The organism is Mycolicibacter engbaekii (assembly GCF_002101585.1).
Lineage (GTDB): Bacteria > Actinomycetota > Actinomycetes > Mycobacteriales > Mycobacteriaceae > Mycobacterium > Mycobacterium engbaekii.
In genome coordinates this window covers 22,395-45,648 of the sequence record NZ_LQOT01000039.1, presented here as the reverse complement: position 1 = coordinate 45,648, position 23,254 = coordinate 22,395, and the positions used below count along the sequence as shown (strand labels likewise).

23 protein-coding genes are annotated in these 23,254 nt (G+C 69.1%); 6 read left to right on the top strand and 17 right to left on the bottom strand.

Annotated features, from left to right (window positions below; all coding sequences use genetic code 11):
* Positions 1-4: 4 nt before the first annotated feature.
* Positions 5-1,918 carry a methylmalonyl-CoA mutase small subunit gene (gene mutA, locus AWC02_RS11355; RefSeq protein WP_085128874.1) on the bottom strand — a complete coding sequence of 638 codons (1,914 nt, stop codon included), beginning with the start codon at positions 1,916-1,918 and terminating at the stop codon, positions 5-7.
* Between the two features lie 164 nt (positions 1,919-2,082).
* Between mutA and AWC02_RS11350 the strand changes: the two genes are divergently transcribed.
* Together AWC02_RS11350 and AWC02_RS11345 are read left to right on the top strand one after the other, a co-directional pair.
* On the top strand, positions 2,083-2,865 hold the full coding sequence (locus tag AWC02_RS11350; protein WP_237160431.1) for a TVP38/TMEM64 family protein: 783 nt from the start codon (positions 2,083-2,085) through the stop codon (positions 2,863-2,865).
* A gap of 195 nt (positions 2,866-3,060) precedes the next feature.
* A complete protein-coding gene (locus tag AWC02_RS11345) occupies positions 3,061-3,741 on the top strand; it encodes an MIP/aquaporin family protein (RefSeq protein ID WP_085128872.1) in 681 nt (226 codons plus the stop codon).
* A gap of 10 nt (positions 3,742-3,751) precedes the next feature.
* Here the strand turns inward: AWC02_RS11345 and AWC02_RS11340 are convergent, their stop codons facing one another.
* The 3 genes from AWC02_RS11340 to AWC02_RS11330 are packed head-to-tail and all read right to left on the bottom strand — an operon-like array spanning position 3,752 to position 5,729.
* On the bottom strand, positions 3,752-4,135 hold the full coding sequence (locus AWC02_RS11340) for a DoxX family protein (RefSeq protein WP_085128871.1): 384 nt from the start codon (positions 4,133-4,135) through the stop codon (positions 3,752-3,754).
* The gene (locus AWC02_RS11335) at positions 4,132-5,280 is read right to left on the bottom strand and encodes an SPFH domain-containing protein (RefSeq protein ID WP_085128870.1); all 1,149 of its coding nucleotides are present in this window, start codon (positions 5,278-5,280) and stop codon (positions 4,132-4,134) included. Before AWC02_RS11335 ends, AWC02_RS11340 begins: the two co-directional genes overlap by 4 nt.
* A 14-nt stretch (positions 5,281-5,294) precedes the next feature.
* Entirely contained in the window at positions 5,295-5,729 is a 435-nt protein-coding gene (locus AWC02_RS11330; protein WP_085128884.1) for an NfeD family protein, read from the bottom strand.
* Positions 5,730-5,808: 79 nt separating this feature from the next.
* On the opposite strand from AWC02_RS11330, the gene AWC02_RS11325 reads away from it, so the two are divergent.
* A complete protein-coding gene (locus AWC02_RS11325) occupies positions 5,809-6,639 on the top strand; it encodes a hypothetical protein (protein ID WP_085128869.1) in 831 nt (276 codons plus the stop codon).
* Positions 6,640-6,649: 10 nt separating this feature from the next.
* Here the strand turns inward: AWC02_RS11325 and AWC02_RS11320 are convergent, their stop codons facing one another.
* The 9 genes from AWC02_RS11320 to AWC02_RS11280 form a co-directional block, all read right to left on the bottom strand.
* On the bottom strand, positions 6,650-7,678 hold the full coding sequence (locus tag AWC02_RS11320; protein ID WP_085128868.1) for a ferrochelatase: 1,029 nt from the start codon (positions 7,676-7,678) through the stop codon (positions 6,650-6,652).
* Positions 7,679-8,488, bottom strand: a complete 810-nt coding sequence (gene inhA, locus AWC02_RS11315; protein WP_085128867.1) for an NADH-dependent enoyl-ACP reductase InhA — start codon at positions 8,486-8,488, stop codon at positions 7,679-7,681. It abuts the gene before it with no gap.
* A gap of 34 nt (positions 8,489-8,522) precedes the next feature.
* The gene (fabG1, locus tag AWC02_RS11310; protein ID WP_419179242.1) at positions 8,523-9,266 is read right to left on the bottom strand and encodes a 3-oxoacyl-ACP reductase FabG1; all 744 of its coding nucleotides are present in this window, start codon (positions 9,264-9,266) and stop codon (positions 8,523-8,525) included.
* A 96-nt stretch (positions 9,267-9,362) separates the two neighbouring features.
* Positions 9,363-10,370 (bottom strand): VWA domain-containing protein, encoded by a 1,008-nt coding sequence (locus tag AWC02_RS11305; protein ID WP_085128865.1) that lies wholly within the window; start codon positions 10,368-10,370, stop codon positions 9,363-9,365.
* Positions 10,371-10,398: 28 nt separating this feature from the next.
* Entirely contained in the window at positions 10,399-11,310 is a 912-nt protein-coding gene (locus tag AWC02_RS11300) for a DUF58 domain-containing protein (RefSeq protein ID WP_085128883.1), read from the bottom strand.
* A gap of 62 nt (positions 11,311-11,372) precedes the next feature.
* The gene (gene moxR1 / locus AWC02_RS11295) at positions 11,373-12,488 is read right to left on the bottom strand and encodes a chaperone MoxR1 (RefSeq protein WP_085128882.1); all 1,116 of its coding nucleotides are present in this window, start codon (positions 12,486-12,488) and stop codon (positions 11,373-11,375) included.
* A gap of 132 nt (positions 12,489-12,620) precedes the next feature.
* Positions 12,621-13,259, bottom strand: a complete 639-nt coding sequence (gene ripB, locus AWC02_RS11290) for an NlpC/P60 family peptidoglycan endopeptidase RipB (RefSeq protein WP_419179244.1) — start codon at positions 13,257-13,259, stop codon at positions 12,621-12,623.
* Positions 13,260-13,332: 73 nt separating this feature from the next.
* Positions 13,333-14,763, bottom strand: a complete 1,431-nt coding sequence (gene ripA, locus AWC02_RS11285) for an NlpC/P60 family peptidoglycan endopeptidase RipA (protein ID WP_085128864.1) — start codon at positions 14,761-14,763, stop codon at positions 13,333-13,335.
* A gap of 250 nt (positions 14,764-15,013) precedes the next feature.
* A complete protein-coding gene (locus AWC02_RS11280; RefSeq protein WP_336385674.1) occupies positions 15,014-15,517 on the bottom strand; it encodes an Rv1476 family membrane protein in 504 nt (167 codons plus the stop codon).
* 177 nt (positions 15,518-15,694) lie between these two features.
* Between AWC02_RS11280 and AWC02_RS11275 the strand changes: the two genes are divergently transcribed.
* Entirely contained in the window at positions 15,695-18,529 is a 2,835-nt protein-coding gene (locus AWC02_RS11275) for an aconitate hydratase (protein ID WP_207568043.1), read from the top strand.
* Positions 18,530-18,541: 12 nt separating this feature from the next.
* Positions 18,542-19,105, top strand: coding sequence for a TetR/AcrR family transcriptional regulator (locus AWC02_RS11270; protein WP_085128862.1), 564 nt, complete (start codon positions 18,542-18,544; stop codon positions 19,103-19,105).
* Positions 19,106-19,207: 102 nt separating this feature from the next.
* On the opposite strand, the gene AWC02_RS11265 is transcribed toward AWC02_RS11270, so the two are convergent.
* The 4 genes from AWC02_RS11265 to trxA all read right to left on the bottom strand — a co-directional run bounded on the left by AWC02_RS11265 (position 19,208) and on the right by trxA (position 22,411).
* Positions 19,208-19,408, bottom strand: coding sequence for a helix-turn-helix domain-containing protein (locus AWC02_RS11265; RefSeq protein ID WP_085128861.1), 201 nt, complete (start codon positions 19,406-19,408; stop codon positions 19,208-19,210).
* Between the two features lie 115 nt (positions 19,409-19,523).
* Positions 19,524-21,161, bottom strand: coding sequence for an ABC-F family ATP-binding cassette domain-containing protein (locus AWC02_RS11260; RefSeq protein ID WP_085128860.1), 1,638 nt, complete (start codon positions 21,159-21,161; stop codon positions 19,524-19,526).
* Between the two features lie 27 nt (positions 21,162-21,188).
* Positions 21,189-22,010: an enoyl-CoA hydratase gene (locus AWC02_RS11255; protein ID WP_085128859.1), complete on the bottom strand. Its 822-nt coding sequence runs from the start codon at positions 22,008-22,010 to the stop codon at positions 21,189-21,191.
* A 26-nt stretch (positions 22,011-22,036) separates the two neighbouring features.
* Positions 22,037-22,411: a thioredoxin gene (gene trxA / locus AWC02_RS11250; RefSeq protein WP_064999940.1), complete on the bottom strand. Its 375-nt coding sequence runs from the start codon at positions 22,409-22,411 to the stop codon at positions 22,037-22,039.
* Positions 22,412-22,587: 176 nt separating this feature from the next.
* On the opposite strand from trxA, the gene AWC02_RS11245 reads away from it, so the two are divergent.
* Positions 22,588-23,229: a DUF5666 domain-containing protein gene (locus AWC02_RS11245; RefSeq protein WP_085128858.1), complete on the top strand. Its 642-nt coding sequence runs from the start codon at positions 22,588-22,590 to the stop codon at positions 23,227-23,229.
* The last annotated feature ends 25 nt before the right edge of the window (positions 23,230-23,254 follow it).

The window sequence follows — 23,254 nt, the reverse complement described above, 5'->3', positions numbered from 1 at the left end:
GCGCTCAGGCCCCCAATCGGGTCAGTAGGTCCGACAACACCGCTACGGCATCGATTTTCATCGTCAGGTAGTCGTCCGGCCGGTTTTCGGGGTCGCCCTGGTCCCCCACGGCCTTCGCCGGGCCGGCAAGGTAGACCCGGGCGATGCCTGCGGCGCGCGCCGCCCCGACCACCGCGGCGGCTTCGTCGCCGTAGCGGGCGTCGCTGCCGCACAGCACCGCCACCTCCGGCGAGCCGGCCTGCGCCGCAGCCGCGGCCACCTGCTCGGCGCCGACCGTCCCGGGGTTGATCGCCGCGATACCGCCGGAGGCCAGCAGGTTGGTGGCGAAGGTGGTCCGGATGTTGTGTTCGGCCATGGGCCCCAGCGGCAGCAGCAGCACCTGCGGCCGGGCGCCGGTGCGCGCCAGGTAGGCGTCGGAGCGGTCGCGCAGAGCCTCGAACTGCGCCGCGTAACGCCGCAGGCCCGCCGGGTCGGCGGTGGTCGCCGAGGCCGGCAACGGCGGCTCGTCCAGGTTGGGGTACTCGTTGACCCCGGTGATGGCGCTGCGCCGGTGGGCGACGTTCTCGGCCCGGGCGGCGGCGACTCCGGCGATCCGCTCGCCGAGGTGCTCGCGGGCGGCCTGGAATCCGCCGAGCGCTGCGTATTTTTCGAGCTCCTGGAACTGCCGCCACGCCTGCTGCGCCAGCTGCTCGGTGAGGTCTTCGACGAACCAGGATCCGCCGGCGGGGTCCAGCACCTGGCCCAGGTGCGACTCCTCCAGGAGCAGCAGCTGGGTGTTGCGCGCGATCCGCCGGGAGAACGTCGCCGAGGTGCCCGGCTGCCCGCCGGGGATCGCAGTGTCGAACGGCCAGACCAGCACGGTGTCCGCGCCGCCGACGCCGGCGCCGAAGGCAGCCAAAGTGGTGCGCAGCATGTTCACCCAGGGGTCCCGCTGGGTCATCATCGCCAGTGAGGTCTCGGCATGAATCAGGGCGCCGCCGGCTTCCGGCGCTCCGGCCACCTCGGCAACCCGCGCCCAAAGCTGGCGCGCCGCACGGATTTTGGCGATGGTGATGAACTGGTCATCGTCGGCGGCGATCCGGAAGCTGATCTGGCGGGCGGCGTCGGCCACCGGCAGGCCGGCTTCGGTGAGCAGACGCAGGTAAGCGACCGCCGCGGCCAGCACTCCCGCCAGCTCGTCGGCGGCACCGGCGCCCAGGTTGTGCAGGCCGGGACCGTTGACGGCGATGGCCCGCACGCCCCGGCGCTCGGCGCAACGCGTCGCCACCGCGACCACGTCCTCGGTGGACGGCGCCGCGCGCTGCGTCAGCGGCGCGGTCAGCGGATCGGCACCCAGGTCCACCGACAGGTTGGCCCGATCGCCCGGTTCCAGCGCGTCGACCAGGGCCAGCATGGTCTCGGCCGCGGCGGTGTAGTCGCCGGCGCCCGCTCCGTCGAGGAGCACCGGCACCAGGCCCAGGTAGACGTCGTCGAAGACCTGCCGCAGCTGCGCGGCCGGTACGCCCTCCTCGCCGACCCGCAGGACCAGGGCGCTGGCGCCCTCGGTCAGCGCCGTTAGGACTGCGGCGTTGGTGTCGGCGGCAGAACCCGAGCCGTTGGGAAACGCCTCGGCCACCTTCCATCCGGTGTTGACGTCGCGGGTGGGGTCGGCGCCGCGGACGAAGGGCCACTGGCCGGGCAGGGGCTGCTCGGGCAGTGCGTCGAACGAGGTGTAGAGCGGGCGAATGGCGAATCCGCCGTCGCCCGCCAGCCCCTCGACGGGGGTGTCCAGCAGCCGTTCGGGCTCACCGCCGGTCTCCGCCTCGATGTCGGCGGCTTCGCGGCGCGTGCTCTTGGCCAGCACCCCGGCAACAGCGGCACGCCACCGAGCCCGGGCCTGCTCCATACCGGCGGGGTCTGCGGACACGTCGATTGACACCGGAAACTCCTGTGGTTACTCGCGGGTAGCTCTCGAAGTGCTACCCGACACGTGTCAACCAGGCTAAATGATCCCCATCGGCCGGCACGGACGAGGTATGCCCACCGGCGAAACTCCATTTGAGCGACGCAATGCGTTCACCGACGGCCCGTAGTCTTGCTGCCGTGAGGACCGCCGCGACCCGTTTCCCACACGTGCTGCGCGGCGCGTGGTCGACCTTCGTCGCCACCGCGCGCCAGGTCGCCCTGCGGCGGCTGGCACTGACGACGGCGGTGGTTGTGAGCCTGCTGGCGGTGGCCTGGCTGGTTCCGGTGCCGACCGCGGTCCAGCTGCGCGACTGGGCGCAGACGCTGGGGCCGTGGTTCCCGGCGGCGTTCCTGGTGGCGCACACCGTCGTCACGGTCTTCCCGTTCCCCCGGACCGCCTTCACACTGGCCGCCGGTTTGCTGTTCGGCCCCTGGCTGGGCGTCGTCCTGGCGGTGGTGGCCAGCGCGCTCAGTGCCGTGGGAGTGCTGATCCTCATGCGTGTCTTCGGTTGGCAGCTGAGCCGGGTGGTCAACCATCCCCGTCTCGACTCGCTGGACGCCCGGTTGCGCCGGCGTGGCTGGCCGGCGGTGATATCGCTGCGCCTGATTCCGGCGATCCCGTTCTCGGTGATCAACTACGCCGCGGGCGCCTCGGCGGTGCGGCTGGCGCCCTACACCCTGGCCACCCTGGTCGGGCTGCTGCCGGGGACGGCCGCTGTGGTGGTGCTCGGGGACGCCCTGACCGGAGACGTCAGCCCGCTGCTGTTCGCGGTGTCGGCGTGCACCGCCGCGGTCGGGGTGTCGCTGCTGGTCTACGAGGTGCGCGCGCACCGACGGGAGCAACCGGCCGGGCCGGGTGCACCGGCCGATGCCGAGGCGGGAAGCGATGCCCCGGTGACGTGTCCGTCCGGCCGCCGCTGAACCCGGGCAGCCGGCCGTTGCCGGCGGGGCCGGGCCAACAACACGGGGCGCTGCGCATTCCGGCAACAATTCGGTGTAAGGCCCTCCGGCTTTGACCGCCGGCAGTACCGGCCGTCGTTACAGTCGAATACGTGCCCTTGGGCCGGCACGACAGCAATTCGCAATGTGCTCGACGCAACTGAAGGGACCGGATCAATGGCTGATCGCAGCGCTGCGGTGCGTAAATATCTGACCGAAATGATCGGGACGTTCGTATTCATGTTCGCGGTGCTGGGAATCGTCTTGTCCGGCGCCGACTGCGTTGCCGCCACCGCACTGGGCATCGGCTCGGTGCTGATGGTGATGGTCTATGCCAGCGGGCACATCTCCGGTGGCCATCTGAACCCCGCCGTCTCGGTCGCGGCGTATCTGAGGGGCGCCCTGCCGCTGTCCGACCTGGGCCCCTACATCGTTGCGCAACTGGTCGGCGCGCTGGCCGCGTTCAGTGTGGGCTTCGGGCTCTGGCACGACAAGTACGCCGGCGGGGCACTTGACCTGACCGGCAACCTCTGGCCGGCGTTCCTGGCCGAACTGGTCTTCACCTTCGCGCTGTGTTACGTGGTGCTGCACACCGCCACCAGCAAAGACAGCGCCGGCAACAGCTTCTACGGCCTGGCGATCGGGTTCGTGGTGACCGTCGGCGTGGTTGCGGTGGGCGCCATCTCCGGCGGCGCGTTCAACCCCGCCATCACCTTCGGCCTGATGCTGTCGGGGGTCTTCGCCTGGAAATACCTCTGGGTGTACCTGATCGCCCAGCTCCTCGGTGCGGTCGCGGGCGCCTACGCCTACAAGGCCACCACCCTCGACGAGCACACCGCGGCAACCCGACGGGGATAACCGCTCGGACCTAGGACTCGACGCCTCGGGCCCCGCCACCGGCGGGGTGCGGGCCCTGGACCGTCATCGCGGCGAACACCATCAGCAGCAGCACCGCGGGAACGATGTTGGCGATGCGGTTGCGCACCCGCAGGTGGATGCCGAGCGCCCCGGCGAAGTACAGGGTCAGCAGCCCGGTGGTGAGCCGCGCGACGGCCGGGAAACGGAACACCGCCGCCAGGCCCACCGCGGTGGCCGCCTTGGCCACCGGAACCGCCCAGCGGACCTCGGCGGGAATCCGCATCGCATCCATGTTCTTGGCCACGTACGGCACCGGAACCGCCGAGGCGACCGCGTCACCGGCCAGAAACGCCGCCAGCGCCGCGTAGCTCGACCGCGCCGTCAGCGCCCTCACGCCAGACCGGGATCGAGCTGGGGTGGCAGCACCGAGCCCTCGACCGGCTTGCGGGCATCGGCCTCGGCCTTGGCGACCGCCTGCGCGATCGCCGGATCGGTCTGAGTGGTGAACCAGTCGGCGACCTCTTCGCTGTCGTCCTCGTACCGGTTCGGGTGGTCGTCGACCGGTGAGGGCTGATAGCGGAACACGCCGTCCTCGCCGGGCGCGCCCAGCAGCTTGGTGAAGCCCTGCAGGGCGGTGCCGAAATCACTGGGCACCACCCACACCTTGTTCGCCTCCCCGCGCGCCATCTCCGGCAACACCTGCAGATATTGGTAGGCCAGCAACTCCGGGGTGGGCCGGGCCGCCTTGATCGCCGCGAAGGTCTTCTCGATGGCTTTGGCCTCACCCTGTGCCTGCAGGTACGCGGCGGCGCGCTCACCTTGGGCCCGCAGCATCCGGGACTGCCGCTCGGCCTCGGCGGCCAGGATCGCCGCCTGCTTGGCGCCCTCGGCGGTCAGGATCTCCGCCTGCTTCTGGCCCTCGGCCTGTTTGATCGCCGCCTCGCGCTGGCCCTCGGCGGTCAGGATCATGGCCCGCTTCTCGCGGTCGGCCTTCATCTGCTTTTCCATCGACGCCTGGATCGACGGCGGCGGGTCGATGCTGCGCAGCTCCACCCGGGCCACCCGCAGGCCCCACCGGCCGGTCGCCTCGTCAAGTACTCCGCGCAGCTGGCTGTTGATCACCTCACGCGAGGTCAGGGTCTGCTCCAGCGTCATCCCGCCGACGACATTGCGCAGCGTGGTGGTGGTCAGCTGTTCCACACCGACGATGTAATTGCTGATCTCATACACCGCGGCCTTGGGGTTGGTCACCTGGAAGTAGACGACGGTGTCGATGTTGAGTGTCAGGTTGTCCTCGGTGATCACCGGCTGCGGGGGAAAGGACACCACCCGCTCCCGCAGGTCGATGCGGGCCCGCACCCGATCGATGAAGGGCACCAGCATCGTCAACTGACCGCTGACGGTCCGGCTGTAGCGACCCAGCCGTTCGATCACCGCCGCCTCGGCCTGTGGGATCAGGGCGACCGATTTGGCCACCACGATCACCGCGAACACCACCAGCACGGCCAGCAGCAGCAGGCCGGTTGTCACACCCTCCATGACGTGTCCTTTCGTTACACGATCTTGCCGACCACCGCGGTAGCCCCGTCGATGTGCATCACGGTGACCTGCTCCCCCGGTTCGAACACGTCGCCGTCGGCGAGCGGGCGGGCGGTCCAGACCTCGCCGTTCAGCTTCACCCGGCCGGCGTGCAGTTCGACGCGGTCGAGCACCAGGGCGGTCTTGCCCTGCAGCGCCAGCACCCCGGTTTCGTCACCCGTGCCCGCCCACATCCGGCGGCGCAGCGCGGGTCGTACCAGCACCAGCAGCAGCACCGAGACCACCAGGAACACCGCGCCGTCGGTCCACAGCGGCCAATCGGTCAACGCACTGGCGGCCGCCGCCGAGAGCGCACCGCCGGAGAGCATCAGCAGGAACATGTCACCCGTGAGGGCCTCGGCTCCCGCGAGCCCAAGTGCGAAGACCAACCAGATCAGGGCAGTCGGCATGCGGCCAGAATAGCCCGAGAACACCCCGAACCTGTGCGGTCCGACAGGGACAAATCGGACAACTACACTGCCTTGCATCATGTGGTGCCCGAGTACTTCGCTGGCGGTGTGGGCCAACGCCTGGCTGGCGGGCCTGGCCGCCCCCGACGACGTGTTGGACGCCCTCTCGGCGTGGGCACCGATGCAGGCGGTGGCGGCCTATGACGTGATCAGCATCGGCGAGGCCGCGGTGCCCTGGGCCGGGGGCGGCGATGGCGGCGCGGCCGCACTGCTGCAGTTGGTGCGCGGCGCCGGCACCGCGGCCGGCGACGGCATCCGGCCGGTGTTTCCGGTACCCGGCGATGTTCGGGGGCTGCCGGCCGGGACGACGTTTCAGCGCGAGGCGATTCTTGCCGGTGAGGCCGTAGTGATCGGTTCGGCCGACGCCTCGCCCCCGATCGGTCTGGTGCCGGCCTACTCCGAAGACGCCGACGACGAGTCCGCCGCCGAACTGTGCTGGACCGCCTTCCCGCTGACCGGCATGCCGGCCGCCGAACACCACGATCTGGGCGAGGCCGAATACGGCTTGCGGTCTGCCATCCGCACCGCCACCGACGTGCTGGGATCCACCGGTTCGCGATGGGCCGACTACGGCGTGGAGGACCCACGACTGCAGGTCGAACAGCTGGTGGAAGCCGTACTGCTGCACCGGATTCCCGAGCACGCCCCGCCGCGTGCGGTCCGCGTTCTGCACAGCGCCGCGCACGTCGAGGCGATCCTGACCGTCAGTGCCGATCTACTGACCGCGAGCGCACAGTCGGCCGCCGCGGTCCAGCGCGCCGTCGACGCGGTTGCGCCGCTGAACACGGTGGTGCGTTCGGCGCGCAGCGCCGCGGTGACGGCGATCCTGCACTCGGCCTGGCGGCGGTAGCCGCCGCCGATCAGCTGTCCGGCGCCACGATCGCGGCGCAGTGCGCCGCACCGCACGACGCACCGTTGACCCCGAACCCGCAGCCCAGGCCTTCTGAACCCGCGGCCCGTTGCGGCGCGGCACCGTCGCGCAGCTCCTCGATCAGGCTTCGGGCAAGCCGGGCCAGCCGGTTGTCCGCGTTCGGGGTGGCCGCCCGTGCGTAGGCGATACCGGCCGCCTGCGCCTGGGCCCGGACCTGCGTGTCGAGATCCCACACCACCTCGATGTTGTCGCTGAGAAAGCCGATCGGGCACAGGATCACCGCCGGGACACCTGACTGCGCCAGCGTGGCCAGGTGCGCCTCGACGTCGGGCTCCAGCCAGGGCACCTGCGGCGGGCCGGACCGCGACTGCCACACCTGGTCGTAGTCGGGGTAACCCGCAGCCGCCGCCACCAGCCGCGTGGCGTGCGCGACCTGGCGGCTGTAGAGCTGCGGACCGTAGCGCTGGTCGGCGCGCACCGGGATCGAATGCGCGGTGAACACGAGCCGGGCGTCCGATCGCAGCGCCGCGGGCAGGCTGTCGGCGGCGACGGCGATCGCGTCGGCGAACATCGCCACGAACAACGGGTGATCGAAGTACTGGCGCAGCTTCACCAGTTCCGGGGCGCCGTCGCCGGCGGCCCGCCGGGCTCGGGCGATGTCCTCGGCATACTGCTCACAGCCAGAATATCCGCCCCACGCCGAGGTGGCAAACACCGCGGCGCGTCGCACGCCGTCGTCCGCCATCGCCGCCACGGCGTCCTCGACATAGGGCTCCCAGTTGCGGTTGCCGAAATACACCGGCAGTCCGGGCAGTTCGGCGCGCAGCTCGTCGGCCAAGGCCCGGTTGATGCCGTTGATCGGCGAGACACCACCGAAGTGCAGGTAGTGCTCGGCGACGGCGTCGAGCCGGGCCGGCGGCACACCGCGCCCCCGGGTGACGTTCTCCAGAAACGGCCGCACCTGCTCGGGCCCTTCGGGCCCGCCGAATGACAGCAGCAGGACGGCGTCCAGCTCCATCTAGAGCAACTGGGTGTGCGCGCCGCCGTCGGCGTAGACCACCGTTCCGGTGGTGGCCGGCAGCCAGTCGGACATCAGGGCGCACACCGTCTTGGCCACCGGTGTCGGGTCTTTCATGTCCCAGCCGATCGGGGCCCGCTGGTCCCAGCCCTCTTCGAGCAGGCGGATCTGCTCACCGGCGCCTTCGCCGAGCGCCCCGCCCACGATCGCGCTCATGGCCAGGGTCCGGATTGGCCCGGCGGCAACGAGATTCGACCGCACGCCGAGGGGTCCGGCCTCGCGCGCGACGAAGCGATTCACCGATTCCAGGGCGCTCTTGGCCACCGTCATCCAGTTGTAGGCCGGCATCGCCCGGGTCGGGTCGAAGTCCATGCCCACGATGGAGCCGCCGGGGTTCATGATCGGCAGCACCGCTTTGGCCAGCGACGCGTACGAATACGCCGAGATGTGGATGCCCTTGGCCACATCCTCGTAGGGCGCGTCGAAGAACGGGTTGACGCCCATGCCGGTCTGCGGCATGAATCCGATGGAGTGCACCACACCGTCGAGCTTGTTGCCCTCGCCGATCACCTCGGTGACGCGTGCGGCCAGCGTGTCGAGGTGCTCGTTGTTCTGTACGTCGAGTTCCAGCAGCGGCGCCGGCTCCGGAAGCCGGTCGATGATGCGCTGGATCAGCCGCAGCCGGTCGAACCCGGTGCAGACCAGCTGGGCGCCGGCCTCCTGGGCGACCTTGGCGATGTGAAACGCGATCGAGGAGTCGGTGATGATCCCGGTGACCAGGATCCGCTTGCCTTCGAGAATGCCTGCCATTGAAGTTTCCCTATCTTGGTCTCTGAACGGTTCGTTAGTGGCCCATGCCCATGCCGCCATCGACGGGGATGACCGCGCCGGCGATGTAACCCGCGTCCTCCGAGGCCAGGAAGCTCACCGCCCCGGCGACCTCCTCGGCGGTGCCGACCCGCTTGGCGGGGATGAAGTCCAGGGCGCCGGCCTGGATCCGTTCGTCGAGCGCACGGGTCATCTCGGTGTCGATGTAGCCGGGGGCGACGACATTGGCGGTCACGCCGGCCTTGGACAGCTCGCGAGAGATCGAGCGCGCCATGCCGATCAGGCCCGCCTTGGCCGCCGCGTAGTTGGCCTGGTTGCCGATCCCCCACATGCCGGAGACCGATCCGATGTAGATGATCCGGCCGAAGCGCTTACGCTGCATGCTGCGCGACGCCCGCTGGGTGACCCGGAAAGCGCCGGTGAGGTTGGCGTTGATGACCTCTTCGAAGCGCTCCTCGGTCATCCGCATCAAGAACGCGTCCTTGGAGATGCCGGCGTTGGCCACCAGCACCTCGACCGGACCCTGGTGCTCCTCGACTTCGGTGAACGCACGGTCCACGGCCTCGTTGTCGGTGACGTCGCACACGACACCGAACAGCCCCTCGGGGACCCCGGAACCACGGTGGGTGACCGCCACCTTGTGGCCGTCGGCGGCCAGTCGCTGTGCGATCGCCAGCCCGATCCCCCGGTTTCCACCGGTCACGAGGACCGAACGGGACACGAATGGCGGCTTTCCGGTGGGCGTTTCGCTGTCAGTCACCGGCATAACCTATCAGTGCCCGGCGTTGACTCTGCGCTCACCAAAGCGCCCACTCGCACTTTTGCCTGGTAGCCGCAGAGTCAACGAGGAGGTGGGTCAGGCGGGCAGGCGGCGGTTGAGCAGCAGTGCCGCCAGCGCGGCCAGCGCCAGGACGAACGAGCCCAGCCGCAGCCAGCCCGTGCTGGCGTCGCCGCGGATGGTCTCGAAGCCGATCTGGTCCTGCAAGGTGGCGTAAACCTCTTTGAGCTGGGTCAGGCTGGAGGCGGTGTAGGCGGTGCCGCCGGACAGATCGGCGATCTTCTTCAACGAGTCGTCATCGACCGGCACCGGCTGGCGCTGCTCGTTGATCTCGACGTAGCCGTAAGCCGTGCCGAACGAGATCGTCGAGACCGGCACCCCTTGATCCTTGGCGGTGCGCGCCGCGGTGAACGCCCCCTTGGGGTTGTCGGGATTGGACGGCACCGTCTCCTTGCCGTCGGACAGCAGCACGATCCGGGCCGGCGGCGGGGTGTCGCCCCCGCCGATGACGGCCCCCACCGTGGCGATCGCCTGCAGCGCGGTGAAGATGCCTTCGCCGGTTGCGGTCCGGTCGGCCAGTTGCAGTTTGTCGATCGCGGCCTTGGTCGCCTCGCGGTTGGTGGTCGGCGAGGTCAACACGGTCGCGGTGCCGGCGTAGGCGATCAGGCCCAGGTTGATGCCGGCGGTCAGCTCGTCGGCGAACTGCTTGCCGGCTTCCTGCGCGGCGGCCAGCCGGCTCGGCGCGACGTCGGTGGCCCGCATCGACTGCGAGACGTCGATCACCAGCATCACCACCGCGCGGTTGCGCGGAATCCGGACGTCGTGCGTGGGGCCGGCCATCGCGATGGTGAACAGCACCATCGAGGTGACCAGCAGGATCGCCGACAGGTGCCGCCAGCGCGTCGGCGTCTTGGGCGCCACGCTTTCCAGCAGCTCCATGTTGGCGAACCGCAGAATCCGGCGGTGCCGCGCCACCTGCATCACGACATACAGCGCGACCAGACCCAGGATCACGAGCAGGAACAGGAAGAACCACGGGTGCGCGAAGCCCGACAGGGTCATCGGCCCCAGTAGCGGCAGTGTCATAACAGACCTGTCTGGTAACGGGTCGAGGTCACGGTGTACCCGCCAGCGCGCCGCGCCGGCGTGACTCGACGAATCGGACAATGTCGGCGATCCAGTCCCGGTCCGTCCGCAGGCTCAACAGCGGTGCGCCGCAACTGCGCAGCGCCCGCGCGACGTCGGCGCGGTGGGCCACGGCTGCCCGGGCGAAATCGTCCCGCAGCTTGGCGTCGATGGTGAACTCGCGGGTGACCCCGGTTTCGGTGTCCTGCAGCACCACGTCGCCGACGTCGGGCAATTCCACGTCGCGCGGATCGAGCACCTCCACGCCCAGCACCTCGTGCCGGGCGGCGATCGCCCGCAACGGGCGCATCCAGTTGATGGGGCCCAGGAAGTCGCTGATGATCACCGCCATGCCCCGCCGCCGCTCGGGCCGGCGCAGCGCGTCGATGGCCGCCGCCAGGTCGCCGCGAACCCCCACCGGGGCCCGGGGCGTGGTGGCGATGGTGCGCAACAGAGTCTGCTCGTGGTTGCGCCCGGACCGTGCCGGCACCCGCACCACGCGCTCGCCGTTGGCCACCAGCGCGCCCAGCCGGTTACCGCCCCCGCTGTTGAGATAGACGATGGCCGCTGCCGCGGCCACGGCCAGATCACGCTTCTCGCAGCCGGCGGTGCCGAAATCCATGCTGGCCGACATGTCCACCACCAGCCAGGTCTCCAGCTCGCGGTCGGCGATCATCTGCCGAACATGCGGGTGGGTGGTGCGCGCGGTGACCGACCAGTCCATCCGTCGCACGTCGTCGCCCGGCTGATACAGCCGGGATTCGCCGGGCTCGGAACCGGGGCCGGGAATCAAGCCCAGGTGGTCGCCGTGCAGAACACCGTCGAGCTTGCGCTTGACGGTCAGTTCCAGGGTGCGCAGTGCCGCCGCCAGTTTGGGGTCGCGGATCTCTCCGCGCAGCATCGACGGCGGAGCGGTGCTGGTTCCGGCAGGCTGCGACGATCCAGCCCCGGTGTCGGGCTCGCTCACCGACCGCCGGCCACAGCCGCCGCGGTCGGGGCACCCGGTGCCGGCGAGTGCTGCTGCGGAACGGCGTTCACCTGCGGCAGCGGCACCGTCTGCAGCAACCGGTTGATGACGATCTCCGGGCTGATCTCATCGGCGAGCGCGTCGTAGGACAACACCAGCCGGTGCCGGAGCACATCCGGAATGACCTCGATGACGTCTTGCGGGATCACGTAGTCGCGGCCGCGAACCAGCGCCAGCGCACGGGCGGCGGCGATGATGCCCAGCGAGGCACGCGGCGACGCGCCGAACGACAGCCAGTTCTTCACGTCCGGCATGCCGAACTGCTCGGGTTGGCGCGTCGCGGTGATCACCCGCACCACGTAGTCCACCAGTGCGTGGTGCACGAAGTTGTTGGCCGCCAGGGTCTGCAGCCGCACCAGGTCTCCGGTCCCGAGGATCTGCTTGGGCTCCGGCGGCGTGACACCCATCCGGTAGATGATCTCGCGCTCTTCCTCCGGCGAGGGGTAACTCACGTTGATCTTGAACAGGAAGCGGTCGCGCTGCGCTTCGGGCAGCGGGTAGACGCCCTCGTGCTCGATCGGGTTCTGCGTGGCCATCACCAGGAACGGGTTGGGCAGCGCGAAGCTCTTGCCGCCGATGGAGACCTTGCGCTCCTGCATGACCTCCAGCAGTGCCGACTGCACCTTGGCCGGCGCTCGGTTGATCTCGTCGGCCAGCAGGAAGTTGGCCATCACCGGACCGAGTTCGGTGTCGAACTCCTCCCGGCCCTGGCGGTAGATCCGGGTGCCGATGATGTCGGTGGGAACCAGGTCCGGGGTGAACTGAATCCTGGCGAAGGAGCCGCCGACCACGCGGGCGAAGGTCTCCACGGCCAGGGTCTTGGCGACGCCGGGCACACCTTCGAGCAGCACGTGCCCCTTGGCGAGCAAGCCGACCAGGATGCGCTCGACGAGCTGGTCCTGGCCGACGATGACGCGCTTGACCTCGAAGATGGCCCGCTCCAGCGTGTGTACGTCGGCGGCGAGCCCGCTACCGCCGACTGTGCCTGGCTCGGCACCGGCCGAGCCGGGGAAACCGCTGGCGCCCGCGGGCGTCCCATCCGATGACGTCATCGACAAATCCTCCACAAAGGTCGGTCAGACACAACTGCTTGCACGGCACACGCCGAGGGGGCAGCGTTGTGCCCTCGTTTCACTATTCCAGGGTTCGAAGCATCCGTCGACGCCAAGCCCGGTCCCGGCGCGTCAGTACTCGATGATCCGGGTCAGATACGGCGTCATCCCGGCGGTCCGCACCGGGCTGACGACCACCTTGCCGGCACTGCCGGAGGCTTCCAGCATCTTTCCGCCGCCCAGGTACATGGTGACGTGCTGGCCGCCGCCGGGGCCGTAGAACATCAGGTCGCCACGGCGGGCCTGGCTGGGCGGAATGTGCCGGCCGGCGTTGTACTGGTCGCCCGAGTACCGCGGGATGAGGACCCCGACACCGGCGAAGGCGTAGCGCATCAGGCCCGAGCAGTCGAAACCGACCGTGCCCGCGCCGGAGTCGACGCCCTTGCTGGGACCGGTGAGCGAGCCACCGCCCCAGGAATAGGGCACCCCCATCTGCGATCCGCCGCGACGGATGACGTATTCGATGGCCTGCTTGCCCTGTACCCGCTTTCCGGGCGCCACATTGCCGGTGGCCTCGTCGCCGACATTGAACCCGAGGCCGGCCAGGAATTTGCGGCCCAGGTCCATGGTGGTCTGGGTGGCCTGCGCGGTGGCCTGCAGCGACGCGTTGGCGATCGCCAGCGGATCACCGGGCGCCCCCGCGCTGATCGTCGCCGGCAGCGTCGGGTCCCAGCCGGGGTCGGCAGCAGCGGGCCCGGCCAGGCCCAGCATCACCGGGATCGCCACCACCAGCGATCCGAACAGACGAGATAGACGTAGTGCACTCAATCGCATTGCTCCGCCGTCAGTATTCGATGTATCGGACTACGAAGGGCGTCATGCCGCTCTTGCGCACCGGCGATACCTTCACCACCTGGCCCACGTCCGGGGCCTCGAGCATCAGGCCGTTGCCGAGGTAGAGCGTGACGTGCTGGCTGCCGCCGGGACCGTAGAAGATGACGTCGCCGCGCCGCGCCATAGCCGAGGGGATCTGGCGGCCCATCTTGTACTGCGAACCGGAGTAGTGCGGCAGCTTGATGCCCACTCCGGCGAACGCGTAGAGGATCAGCCCGGAACAGTCGAAACCGACCGTGCCGGAACCCGAGCCGATACCGCGTCCGGGTCCCGCGGCGGTGCCACCGCCCCACGAGTACGGCACGCCGCGCTGCGAGAGGGCACGGCGGATCACGTATTCGGAGGCCTGCTTGCCGTATACCCGCGGGATCTTGCCGTTGTTGATACCGGTGTCGTCGGGCTTGGCCAGCCCCAGCGACTGCAAGAATTTCTGGCCCAGGTTCGCCGTCACCTGCGCCGAGGTCTGCGAGATCCCGAGCACCTGGTTGATGACCGCGATCGGGTCCCCGGGGATGTTCGCGCTGGGGATCATCGGCAGGGTCGGGTCCCAGGGGCCGTCCCACCGCTGGGGCTGTTGGGTGTTCGCCGGGCCGCCGCCGGGCGCGCCGGGATTGCCCCACCGGTCACCGGCGGGGGCGCCGGCCGGTGCTTCGGGTTGCGCGTGGCCACGGGCGGCCACGAGCTTGGCCTGGGCCTCGGTGCGTCGTGCCGCCAGCCGGTCGATCTCCTGCTGTTGTTCGGCGAACTTGCGCTGGGTGTCGGTGAGCGCTGCCACCGCGGCATCCTGGCTGGACTGTGCCTGCGCCACCGCCTGGTCGGCCTTCTGCTTGGCCAGCCGGGCAGCCGATTCCTTGTTGACCTGCTCGGTGCGGGCCCGTCTGAGGTTGTCCAGCGCCTGCTCGGAACTGAGCGCGAGCAGCTGGCCGGCCGCGGCCGTGGCGATCATGTCGGTGGGGTTGGCGGCGGTCAGGTAGCTGTCCGAGGGGCCGTTGACGTAGGTGGAGGCGGCGAAGGTGTTGAACCGGCGCTGCGCGGCGGCGATGGCGGCGTCGGCGTCGGCGATCGCGCGATGGCCGGCCTCCACCTCCTGCTGTGCGGCGTCGGCTTCCTCGCGCGCGGTCTGCAGGTCCACCAGGGCCTTGTTGACGCCTTCCTTCTCCTCGGCAATCTGGGCGCCCAGGTTCTGCAGCTGCTGGTTGGCGTCGGCGACGTCGGCGATCAGCGCGGCGATGCCGTCGGGGTCGCGGGCGGGTTGCGCGGCTGCCAGCCCGGGGGTGCCCAGCAGGAGGGCAGCACTGAGCACCGACACCGTCATGGGTCGGGCGAACCGGGTCACCGGCGGGAATGCAGAGCCATCGGAGCCACAGCGGATGCGTCTCATTCGGCTTGGATCTCCTCGGACTCAGGCAGGCGCCGTGCTTACACCGGCGGCACAAGCACAGGAGCAACACCTACATCAGTTGCGCCTTTTGAGACCATACGTCACATCAGTCACGGGAGAACCGTTCGTAACAAACTACATTGTTGTAATTAAGCGGCTTGTGACCATTCGGTGACCTGATGCATTTTCGCGACCGCTCGCACAGCACAATTCCCCGCCCGGCACGGGCGGGGCGCAGAGATCTCCGCTACTACGCGGCGGCGGGGCGCTCGGCAGCTTTTCTGCTGCGTCGCTGCAGGAATCGGGTGCCGACGGCCGCCGCCGCCACCCCGATCAGCAGGACCACCGTCATCCCCGTCCACGGCAGATCGGGGGTGGTCAATTCGTGCAGGAAATTCTGCGCCGACGTAACCGGGTCACCGGTTTTGGCGTGATCTTCGGCGGCCTCCAGTTTTGCCCGATGAAACTGGCCGCTGTAACTGCCGACATAGTTATTACTGAGCACCAGGACGGTCGCCTCGGGATAGTCATAGCCCACCACGGTGGCCACGTCGCGCAGCGCAGTGTCCATCCCGGGGTTGCGGGCCACCTCGATGATCTTGAGGTCGATCCCGTCGTGGGCCGCCTGCGCCACCACGTCGCGCAGCGCCGGCACATCGGCCGCCGGCGCGCTCACACCGTCGGCCGCCACGGCCACCTTGACCAGTGCCATGCAGTCATCGGGCGGCGTGGAGGGGTCGAGTCCGACGGTGATGCAGAGCTCGCCGGGAATGTAGGCCGGCGGGTGCTGGATCGTCACGGAAGATGACGGTATCAACCCCCGTCAGGTGAGGTAAACCTTACTTTATACAGGACAATCGTACTGTTAGAGTTGTCCCGCCCGTCGGCGCGGACCCGTCGATGGATGAGGACTCGATCTCGGGGAGTTGAAGTGAGCAGCAAAGATTCGGTGAATTCGTTCGGGGCGCGCGACACTCTCACCGTCGGCGACCAGAACTACGAAATCTTCCGCCTCGACGCCGTGCCCGGCACCGACAAGCTGCCCTACAGCCTCAAAGTGCTCGCCGAGAACCTGTTGCGCACCGAGGACGGCGCCAACATCACCTCCGATCACATCAACGCGATCGCCAACTGGGACCCGGCCGCCGAGCCGAGCATCGAGATCCAGTTCACCCCCGCCCGGGTGATCATGCAGGACTTCACCGGCGTGCCCTGCGTCGTGGACCTGGCCACCATGCGTGAGGCCGTCACCGCCCTGGGCGGCGACCCCAACAAGGTCAACCCGCTCTCGCCCGCGGAGATGGTCATCGACCACTCGGTCATCCTCGACGTCTTCGGCACCGCGGACGCCTTCGAGCGCAACGTCGCCCTCGAATACGAGCGCAACGCCGAGCGCTACCAGTTCCTGCGCTGGGGCCAGGGTGCCTTCGACGACTTCAAGGTCGTCCCGCCGGGCACCGGCATCGTGCACCAGGTCAACATCGAATACCTCGCCCGCACCGTGATGGTCCGCAACGGTCAGGCCTACCCCGACACCTGCGTCGGCACCGACAGCCACACCACCATGCAGAACGGCCTGGGCGTGCTGGGCTGGGGCGTCGGCGGAATCGAGGCCGAGGCAGCCATGCTGGGCCAGCCGGTGTCGATGCTGATCCCCCGCGTCGTCGGCTTCAAGCTGACCGACGAGATCCAGCCCGGCGTCACCGCCACCGACGTGGTGCTCACCGTCACCGACATGCTGCGCCGCCACGGTGTGGTCGGCAAGTTCGTCGAGTTCTACGGCAAGGGTGTGGCCGAGGTGCCGCTGGCCAACCGCGCCACGCTGGGCAACATGAGCCCCGAGTTCGGCTCCACCTGCGCGATCTTCCCGATCGATGAAGAGACCATCAACTACCTGCGCCTGACCGGCCGCAGCGACGAGCAGCTCGCACTCGTCGAGGCCTACGCCAAGGCGCAGGGTATGTGGCACAACCCCGACCACGAGCCGGCCTTCTCCGAATACCTCGAGCTGGACCTGTCCACCGTGGTCCCCTCGATCGCCGGCCCGAAGCGTCCGCAGGACCGGATCCTGTTGTCGGAGAGCAAGACCGCCTTCCGCAAAGACATCCACAACTACGTCGAGGAACAGCACCCGGCGCCGGAGACCAAGCTCGACGAAGCCCTCGAGGAATCCTTCCCGGCATCCGACCCGGCCTCGCTGTCCTTCGCCGACGACGGTGCCGTGGACGTGCAGTCCGCCGCCAACGGCGCCGAGGGCCGGCCGAGCAAGCCGATCCGGGTCACCGGGGAGCGCGGTGAGTTCATCCTCGACCACGGCGCCGTCGCGGTCGCAGGTATCACGTCCTGCACCAACACCTCCAACCCCTCGGTGATGATCGGCGCCGCACTGCTGGCCCGCAACGCCGTCGAGAGGGGCTTGTCCTCCAAGCCGTGGGTCAAGACCAACATGGCCCCCGGCTCGCAGGTCGTCACCGACTACTACGAGAAGGCCGGCCTGTGGCCCTACCTGGAGAAGCTCGGCTTCTACCTGGGCGGTTACGGCTGCACCACCTGTATCGGCAACACCGGCCCGCTGCCCGAGGAGATCTCCAAGGCGGTCAACGAAGAGGACCTGACCGTCACCGCGGTGCTGTCGGGTAACCGCAACTTCGAGGGCCGCATCTCCCCCGACGTCAAGATGAACTACCTGGCCTCCCCGCCGCTGGTGATCGCCTACGCGTTGGCCGGCACCATGGACTTCGACTTCGAGACCGATTCCCTGGGCAAGGACAAAGACGGCAACGACGTCTACCTGCGCGACATCTGGCCGTCGGCCCAGGAGATCGACGACACCATCAAGTCCGCGATCAACCAGGACATGTTCCGCAAGTCCTACGCCGACGTGTTCGCCGGTGACGACAACTGGCGCAACCTGCCGACCCCCGACGGCGACACCTTCGCCTGGGACGAGTCCTCGACCTACGTGCGCAAGGCCCCCTACTTCGACGGCATGGGCCTGGAGCCCGAGCCGGTCTCCGACATCAAGGGCGCCCGGGTGATGGCACTGCTGGGCGACTCGGTCACCACCGACCACATCAGCCCGGCCGGCCCGATCAAGCCCGGCACCCCGGCCGCGGACTACCTCGACGCCCACGGTGTGGCCCGCAAGGACTACAACTCGCTGGGCAGCCGCCGCGGCAACCACGAGGTCATGGTTCGCGGCACCTTCGCCAACATCCGCCTGCAGAACCGCCTGCTGGACACCATCGGCCTGGAGGGCACCCAGGGCGGCTACACCCGGGACTTCACCCAGGAGGGTGGCCCGAAGGAGTTCATCTACAACGCCTGCATGAACTACCAGAAGGCCGGCATCCCGCTGGTGGTGCTGGGCGGCAAGGAGTACGGGTCGGGCTCGTCACGCGACTGGGCGGCCAAGGGCACCACGCTGCTGGGCGTCAAGGCGGTCATCACCGAGTCCTTCGAGCGCATCCACCGCTCGAACCTGATCGGCATGGGTGTGATCCCGCTGCAGTTCCCGGCCGGCGAGTCCGCCGGGTCGCTGGGTCTGGACGGCACGGAGACCTTCGACATCGTCGGGATCGAAGAGCTCAACTCCGGTAAGACGCCGAAGACGGTCAAGGTCACCGCCACCAAGGAGAACGGCGAGAAGGTCGAATTCGACGCGGTGGTGCGCATCGACACCCCCGGTGAGGCCGACTACTACCGCAACGGCGGCATCCTGCAGTACGTGCTGCGCAACATGCTGAAGTCGGCCAAGACCGCGTAGTCGGCGATCACCATGCCCAGGGTCAGCGAGGATCACCTGGCGGCCCGGCGCCGCCAGATCCTCGATGGCGCTCGGCGCTGCTTCGCCGCTTACGGCTACGACCAGGCGACGGTGCGGCGACTCGAGCAGACCATTGGGCTGTCGCGCGGGGCGATATTTCATCACTTCCGCGACAAGGACACGCTGTTCTTCGAACTGGCGCGTGAGGATGCGCAGCGCATGGCCGATCTGGCTTCCCGCGAGGGCCTGATCGGCGTCATGCGGGACATGCTGGCCGCGCCGGAGCAGTTCGACTGGCTGGCCACCCGGCTCGAGATCGCCCGCAAGCTGCGCCACGATCCGGAGTTCGGCCGCGGCTGGGCGGAGCGGTCAGCCGAATTGGCCGCTGCCACAACGGATCGCCTGCACCGTCAGAAGCAGGCCGGCCGACTGCGCGACGACGTGGCCGGCGACGTGTTGCACTGCTATCTGGACCTCGTGCTCGATGGACTGGTTGCGCGGCTGGCCTCCGGCGAGGATCCGCAGCGCCTGTCGGCGGTCCTCGACCTGGTCGAGGACTCCGTGCGCCAGAGCTGATTTCGGCTAGAGATCAATTTTCGCGCCGAGCGTGTACTCAGAACGAATTCTTCGCCGAAATCTCGCTCTGAGTGCACGTTCGGCGAGATGCCCGGAGTTGCGCTAGCGCGAGCGCGTCCGGTGGTTGGGACCACCGCGACTGCGCATCACCGCGCCGGACTCCCGCAGCATGCTGTGCACCGACCCGTACGAGCGCCCGGTCGACGCCGCCAGCGTGCGGATGCTCGCCCCACGCTCGTAGGCGTTACGCAACTCGACCAGCTGACGGTCACGTAGCTTGTTGGATTTCGTCGTCGTTGCCACGTCCCCACACCATCCCCTCGCCGCCTTGACCACTTCAGCGTAGGAAGACGGCCGGGCGCCGGGGCGACTTTGGCACAAATGCGGGCAATCGGCACCGCCGGGCCCCGACGGGGCGCTAGGCCAGCTCGATCAGGTCGCGGTAATCGGCCGACCAGTGGTCCTCGGTGCCGTCGGGCAACAGCACCACCCGCTGGGGGTCCAGCGCTTCGGCCGCACCCGGGTCGTGGGTGACCAGCACCACCGCCCCGGCGTAGCTGCGCAGGGCGTCGAGCACCTGCTCGCGCGACGCGGGGTCGAGGTTGTTGGTCGGCTCGTCGAGCAGCAGAACGTTTGCGGTGGACGCCACCAGCCCCGCCAGTGCCAGCCGGGTCTTCTCGCCGCCGGAGAGCGTGCCGGCCGGCTGGTCCAGCTGCGCCCCGGTGAACATGAACGCGCCCAAGAGCCCACGCAGGTCCTGCTCGGAGGTGTCCGGGGCCGCATGGACGATGTTCTCCCACACGGTTGCGGCGTTGTCGATGGTGTCGTGTTCCTGGGCGAAGTAGCCGATCTTGCACCCGTGACCGGGCTCGAGCTGGCCGGCTTCGGGGGTTTCGACGCCGGCCAGCACGCGCAGCAGCGTGGTCTTGCCGGCGCCGTTGAGCCCCAGCACCACGACCCGCGAGCCGCGGTCGATGGCCAGGTCGACACCGCTGAACACCTCCAGCGAGCCATACATCTTGGTCAGGCCACTGGCCATCAGCGGAGTCTTGCCACACGGGGCCGGGGTGGGGAACTTGATCCTGGCGACCTTGTCGGCCACCCGTTCCTCATCGAGGGCTGCCAGCATCCGGTCGGCGCGACGCAGCATATTCTGCGCCGCAACCGCTTTGGTGGCCTTGGCGCCCAACTTGGCGGCTTGGCTGCGCAGCGCGGCGACCTTGCGTTCGGCGTTGGCGCGTTCCCGGCGGCGGCGCTGCTCATCGGTGGCTCGCGCGTCGAGGTACTTCTGCCAGCCCATGTTGTAGACATCGGCTTCGCCGCGCACCGCGTCCAAAAACCACACCCGGTTGACCACGTCGGCCAGCAGGTCCACGTCGTGACTGATCAGCACCAGTCCCCCGCCGTGGTTCTTCAGAAAGTCACGCAACCAGCCGATCGAGTCCGCATCCAGGTGGTTGGTCGGCTCGTCGAGCAGCAGGGTGGTGTTCGAGCCCGCTCCACCGGAACCGCCCTCGCCGGCAGCGAACAGGATCCGGGCCAGCTCCACCCGGCGGCGCTGGCCGCCGGACAGGGTCCGCAGCGGCTGGGTCAGCACCCGGTCGGGCAGGCCGAGGCTGGTGCAGATCCGGCCCGCCTCGCTCTCGGCGGCGTACCCTCCGAGCGCGGCGAAGCGCTCTTCGAGCTGACCGTAGCGCCGGATTGCCCGGTCGCGCTCGGCGTCGTCGACGACCTCGGCCATCAGCACCTGCTGCTTCTCCAGGTCGGCCAGGATGGCGTCCAGTCCGCGAGCCGAAAGCACGCGGTCGCGGGCCAGCACGTCGAGGTTGCCTTCCCGCGGGTCCTGCGGCAGGTAGCCGATCTCACCGGTACGGGTGATGGTGCCGGCGTAGGGCTCGCCTTCACCGGCCAGGATGCGCAGGGTGGTGGTCTTGCCGGCGCCGTTGCGGCCGACCAGGCCGATCCGATCTCCGGGCTGTACCCGCAGCACCGAATCAACCGAGTCGAGCAGGGTGCGCGCTCCGGCGCGGACCTCCAGGCCCGTTGCGGTAATCACGCGCGCAGTACTCCTGTCGTGTTCTGGCTACTTATCGTCGGTAAAGGCCGGCGGGCGCTTCTCGGCGCGCGCAGCGACGGCTTCCTCGAAGTTGCTGGTCAGCAGGCGCACGTAGAGCTGTCCGAGCCCCTCGGCCTGCATGTGCCCCTCCAGACTACCGGCGTCGAGTCCGCTCCAGAGCGTCCGCTTGGTCAACTCGGCCCCCGGCCGGGAGAAGCCGGCGATCCGCTCGGCCATCTCGTAGCAGGTGTCCAGCAGGTTCGGCTGCTCCACCACCCGCGAGACCAGGCCGATTCGTTCGGCTTCGGCGGCGTCGACGTCGCGCCCGGTGAGCATGATCTCAAACGCCCGCGACGTTCCGATCGCCCGGGGCAACAGGTAGCTCAGGCCCAGCTCGCTGGCGGTCAGACCGTTGTTGATGCCGGCGGCCCGGAAGTAGGCGCCCGACGCGGCGACCCGGATGTCGGCCGCCAGCGCCAGGCATAACCCACCGCCGATGGCTGCGCCGTTGACGGCCGCGATCACCGGCTGGTGCAGGCGCCGCAGCCCCAGGATGATGTCGTCGAGCAGTTCCATCGAGCGCAGGCCGAACGTGGGCCTGGTCAGGCCCTCCACGTGCGGAACCGAACCCGCGGACTTGTGGTCGGCGCCCGAGGAGAATCCCCGGCCCGCCCCGGTCAGCACCACCACCCGCACCAAGTTGTCGTAGCTGACCTGCGCCAGCGCGTCGCGCAGCGGGACCATCACGTCGAACGCCATAGAGTTCATCCGCTCCGGGCGATTCAGCGTGATCAGGGCGACGTGCGGACGGGGACGCTCTACCAGGATGAATTCGGATTCAGAAGACACCGAAGCACGCTATCGCGTGCGCGCCCTCAGACCTGGTCGGGCTTGTCCGCGGCGTTCTGTTCGGCCAGGGCGGCCTCGATGTCGAGATCCTTGACCTGCTGCACCAGGTCCTCCAACGCCGCGGCGGGCAGGGCGCCGGCCTGGTTGAACACCAGCGTGCCCTTCTTGAACGCCATCAGCGTGGGAATGGAGCGGATCTGGGCGGCGGCGGCCAACTGCTGCTCGGCTTCGGTGTCGACCTTGGCGAACACCACGTCCGGGTGCTTCTCCGAAACCGCCGCGAAGGTCGGCGCGAACGAGCGGCACGGGCCGCACCAGGAGGCCCAGAAGTCGACAAGGACGATGTCGTTGTCGGCGATGGTTTCTTCGAACTTCGCTGCGGTGAGGTCTTGAGTTGCCATGACAGAGCCAACGTCCGGCGACGTCGCGGTGTTCCCGCGGGTCGTTTTGCAGAGGGCAAGCGGTCTCCACAGCGGGCTCACAGCTGAGATCTAGGTGCTCGCTAACTCGACCATTGACGGTGATAGCACCGGCAGCGGCAACCGCCGCGGGCTCATCCCAACGAACGGAGACGCCGATGTCCCCCCGCCTGAGCACACCCACCCGTAACCGCACGATCGGCGCCGTGACCGGAGCGACGGCGCTGGTGGCGGCCGGGCTGTTCGTCCCGGCATTGGCCCACGCCCACGGCGACCACGTGATGGGTACGGTCTCCTCGGTGTCCGGCGACACCCTCGAGGTGTCTCGCGCGTCGGGCACCACCACCGTTTCGCTGACCGACAGCACCCGCATCTTCGAGTCGGTGCCCGCCCAGCGCGGCGAGATCACCACCGGCACCTGCATCAAGGCCGGCACCGGGCGCGACAGTGCTCCCGCCGACAGCGGCGCCATCACGGCGAAGTTCGTGGCGATCAGCGACGGTGCCTGCACGCAGCCGCCCGCCGCGACGGCTGACACCCCGGCGCCCGCGAAGGCGCACCACGGCGTCCGCGGGGTGGTCGAGTCGGTCTCCGGTGACACCCTGACCGTCGGCGGGCCGTCGGGGCCGACCACGGTCACGCTCAACGACGACACCGACTTCCGCCGGATGGTCACCGTCAGCGCGCCGTCGATCAGCGCCGGCAAGTGTGTTGCCGCCGGCGGCACCACCAACGCCGACGGCGTGCTGCAGGCCGCCCGGGTCACCGTCTGGGCCGGCGACGGCGACTGCCCCGAGTAGGGGGGCTCGGCCCACACAGGCACGG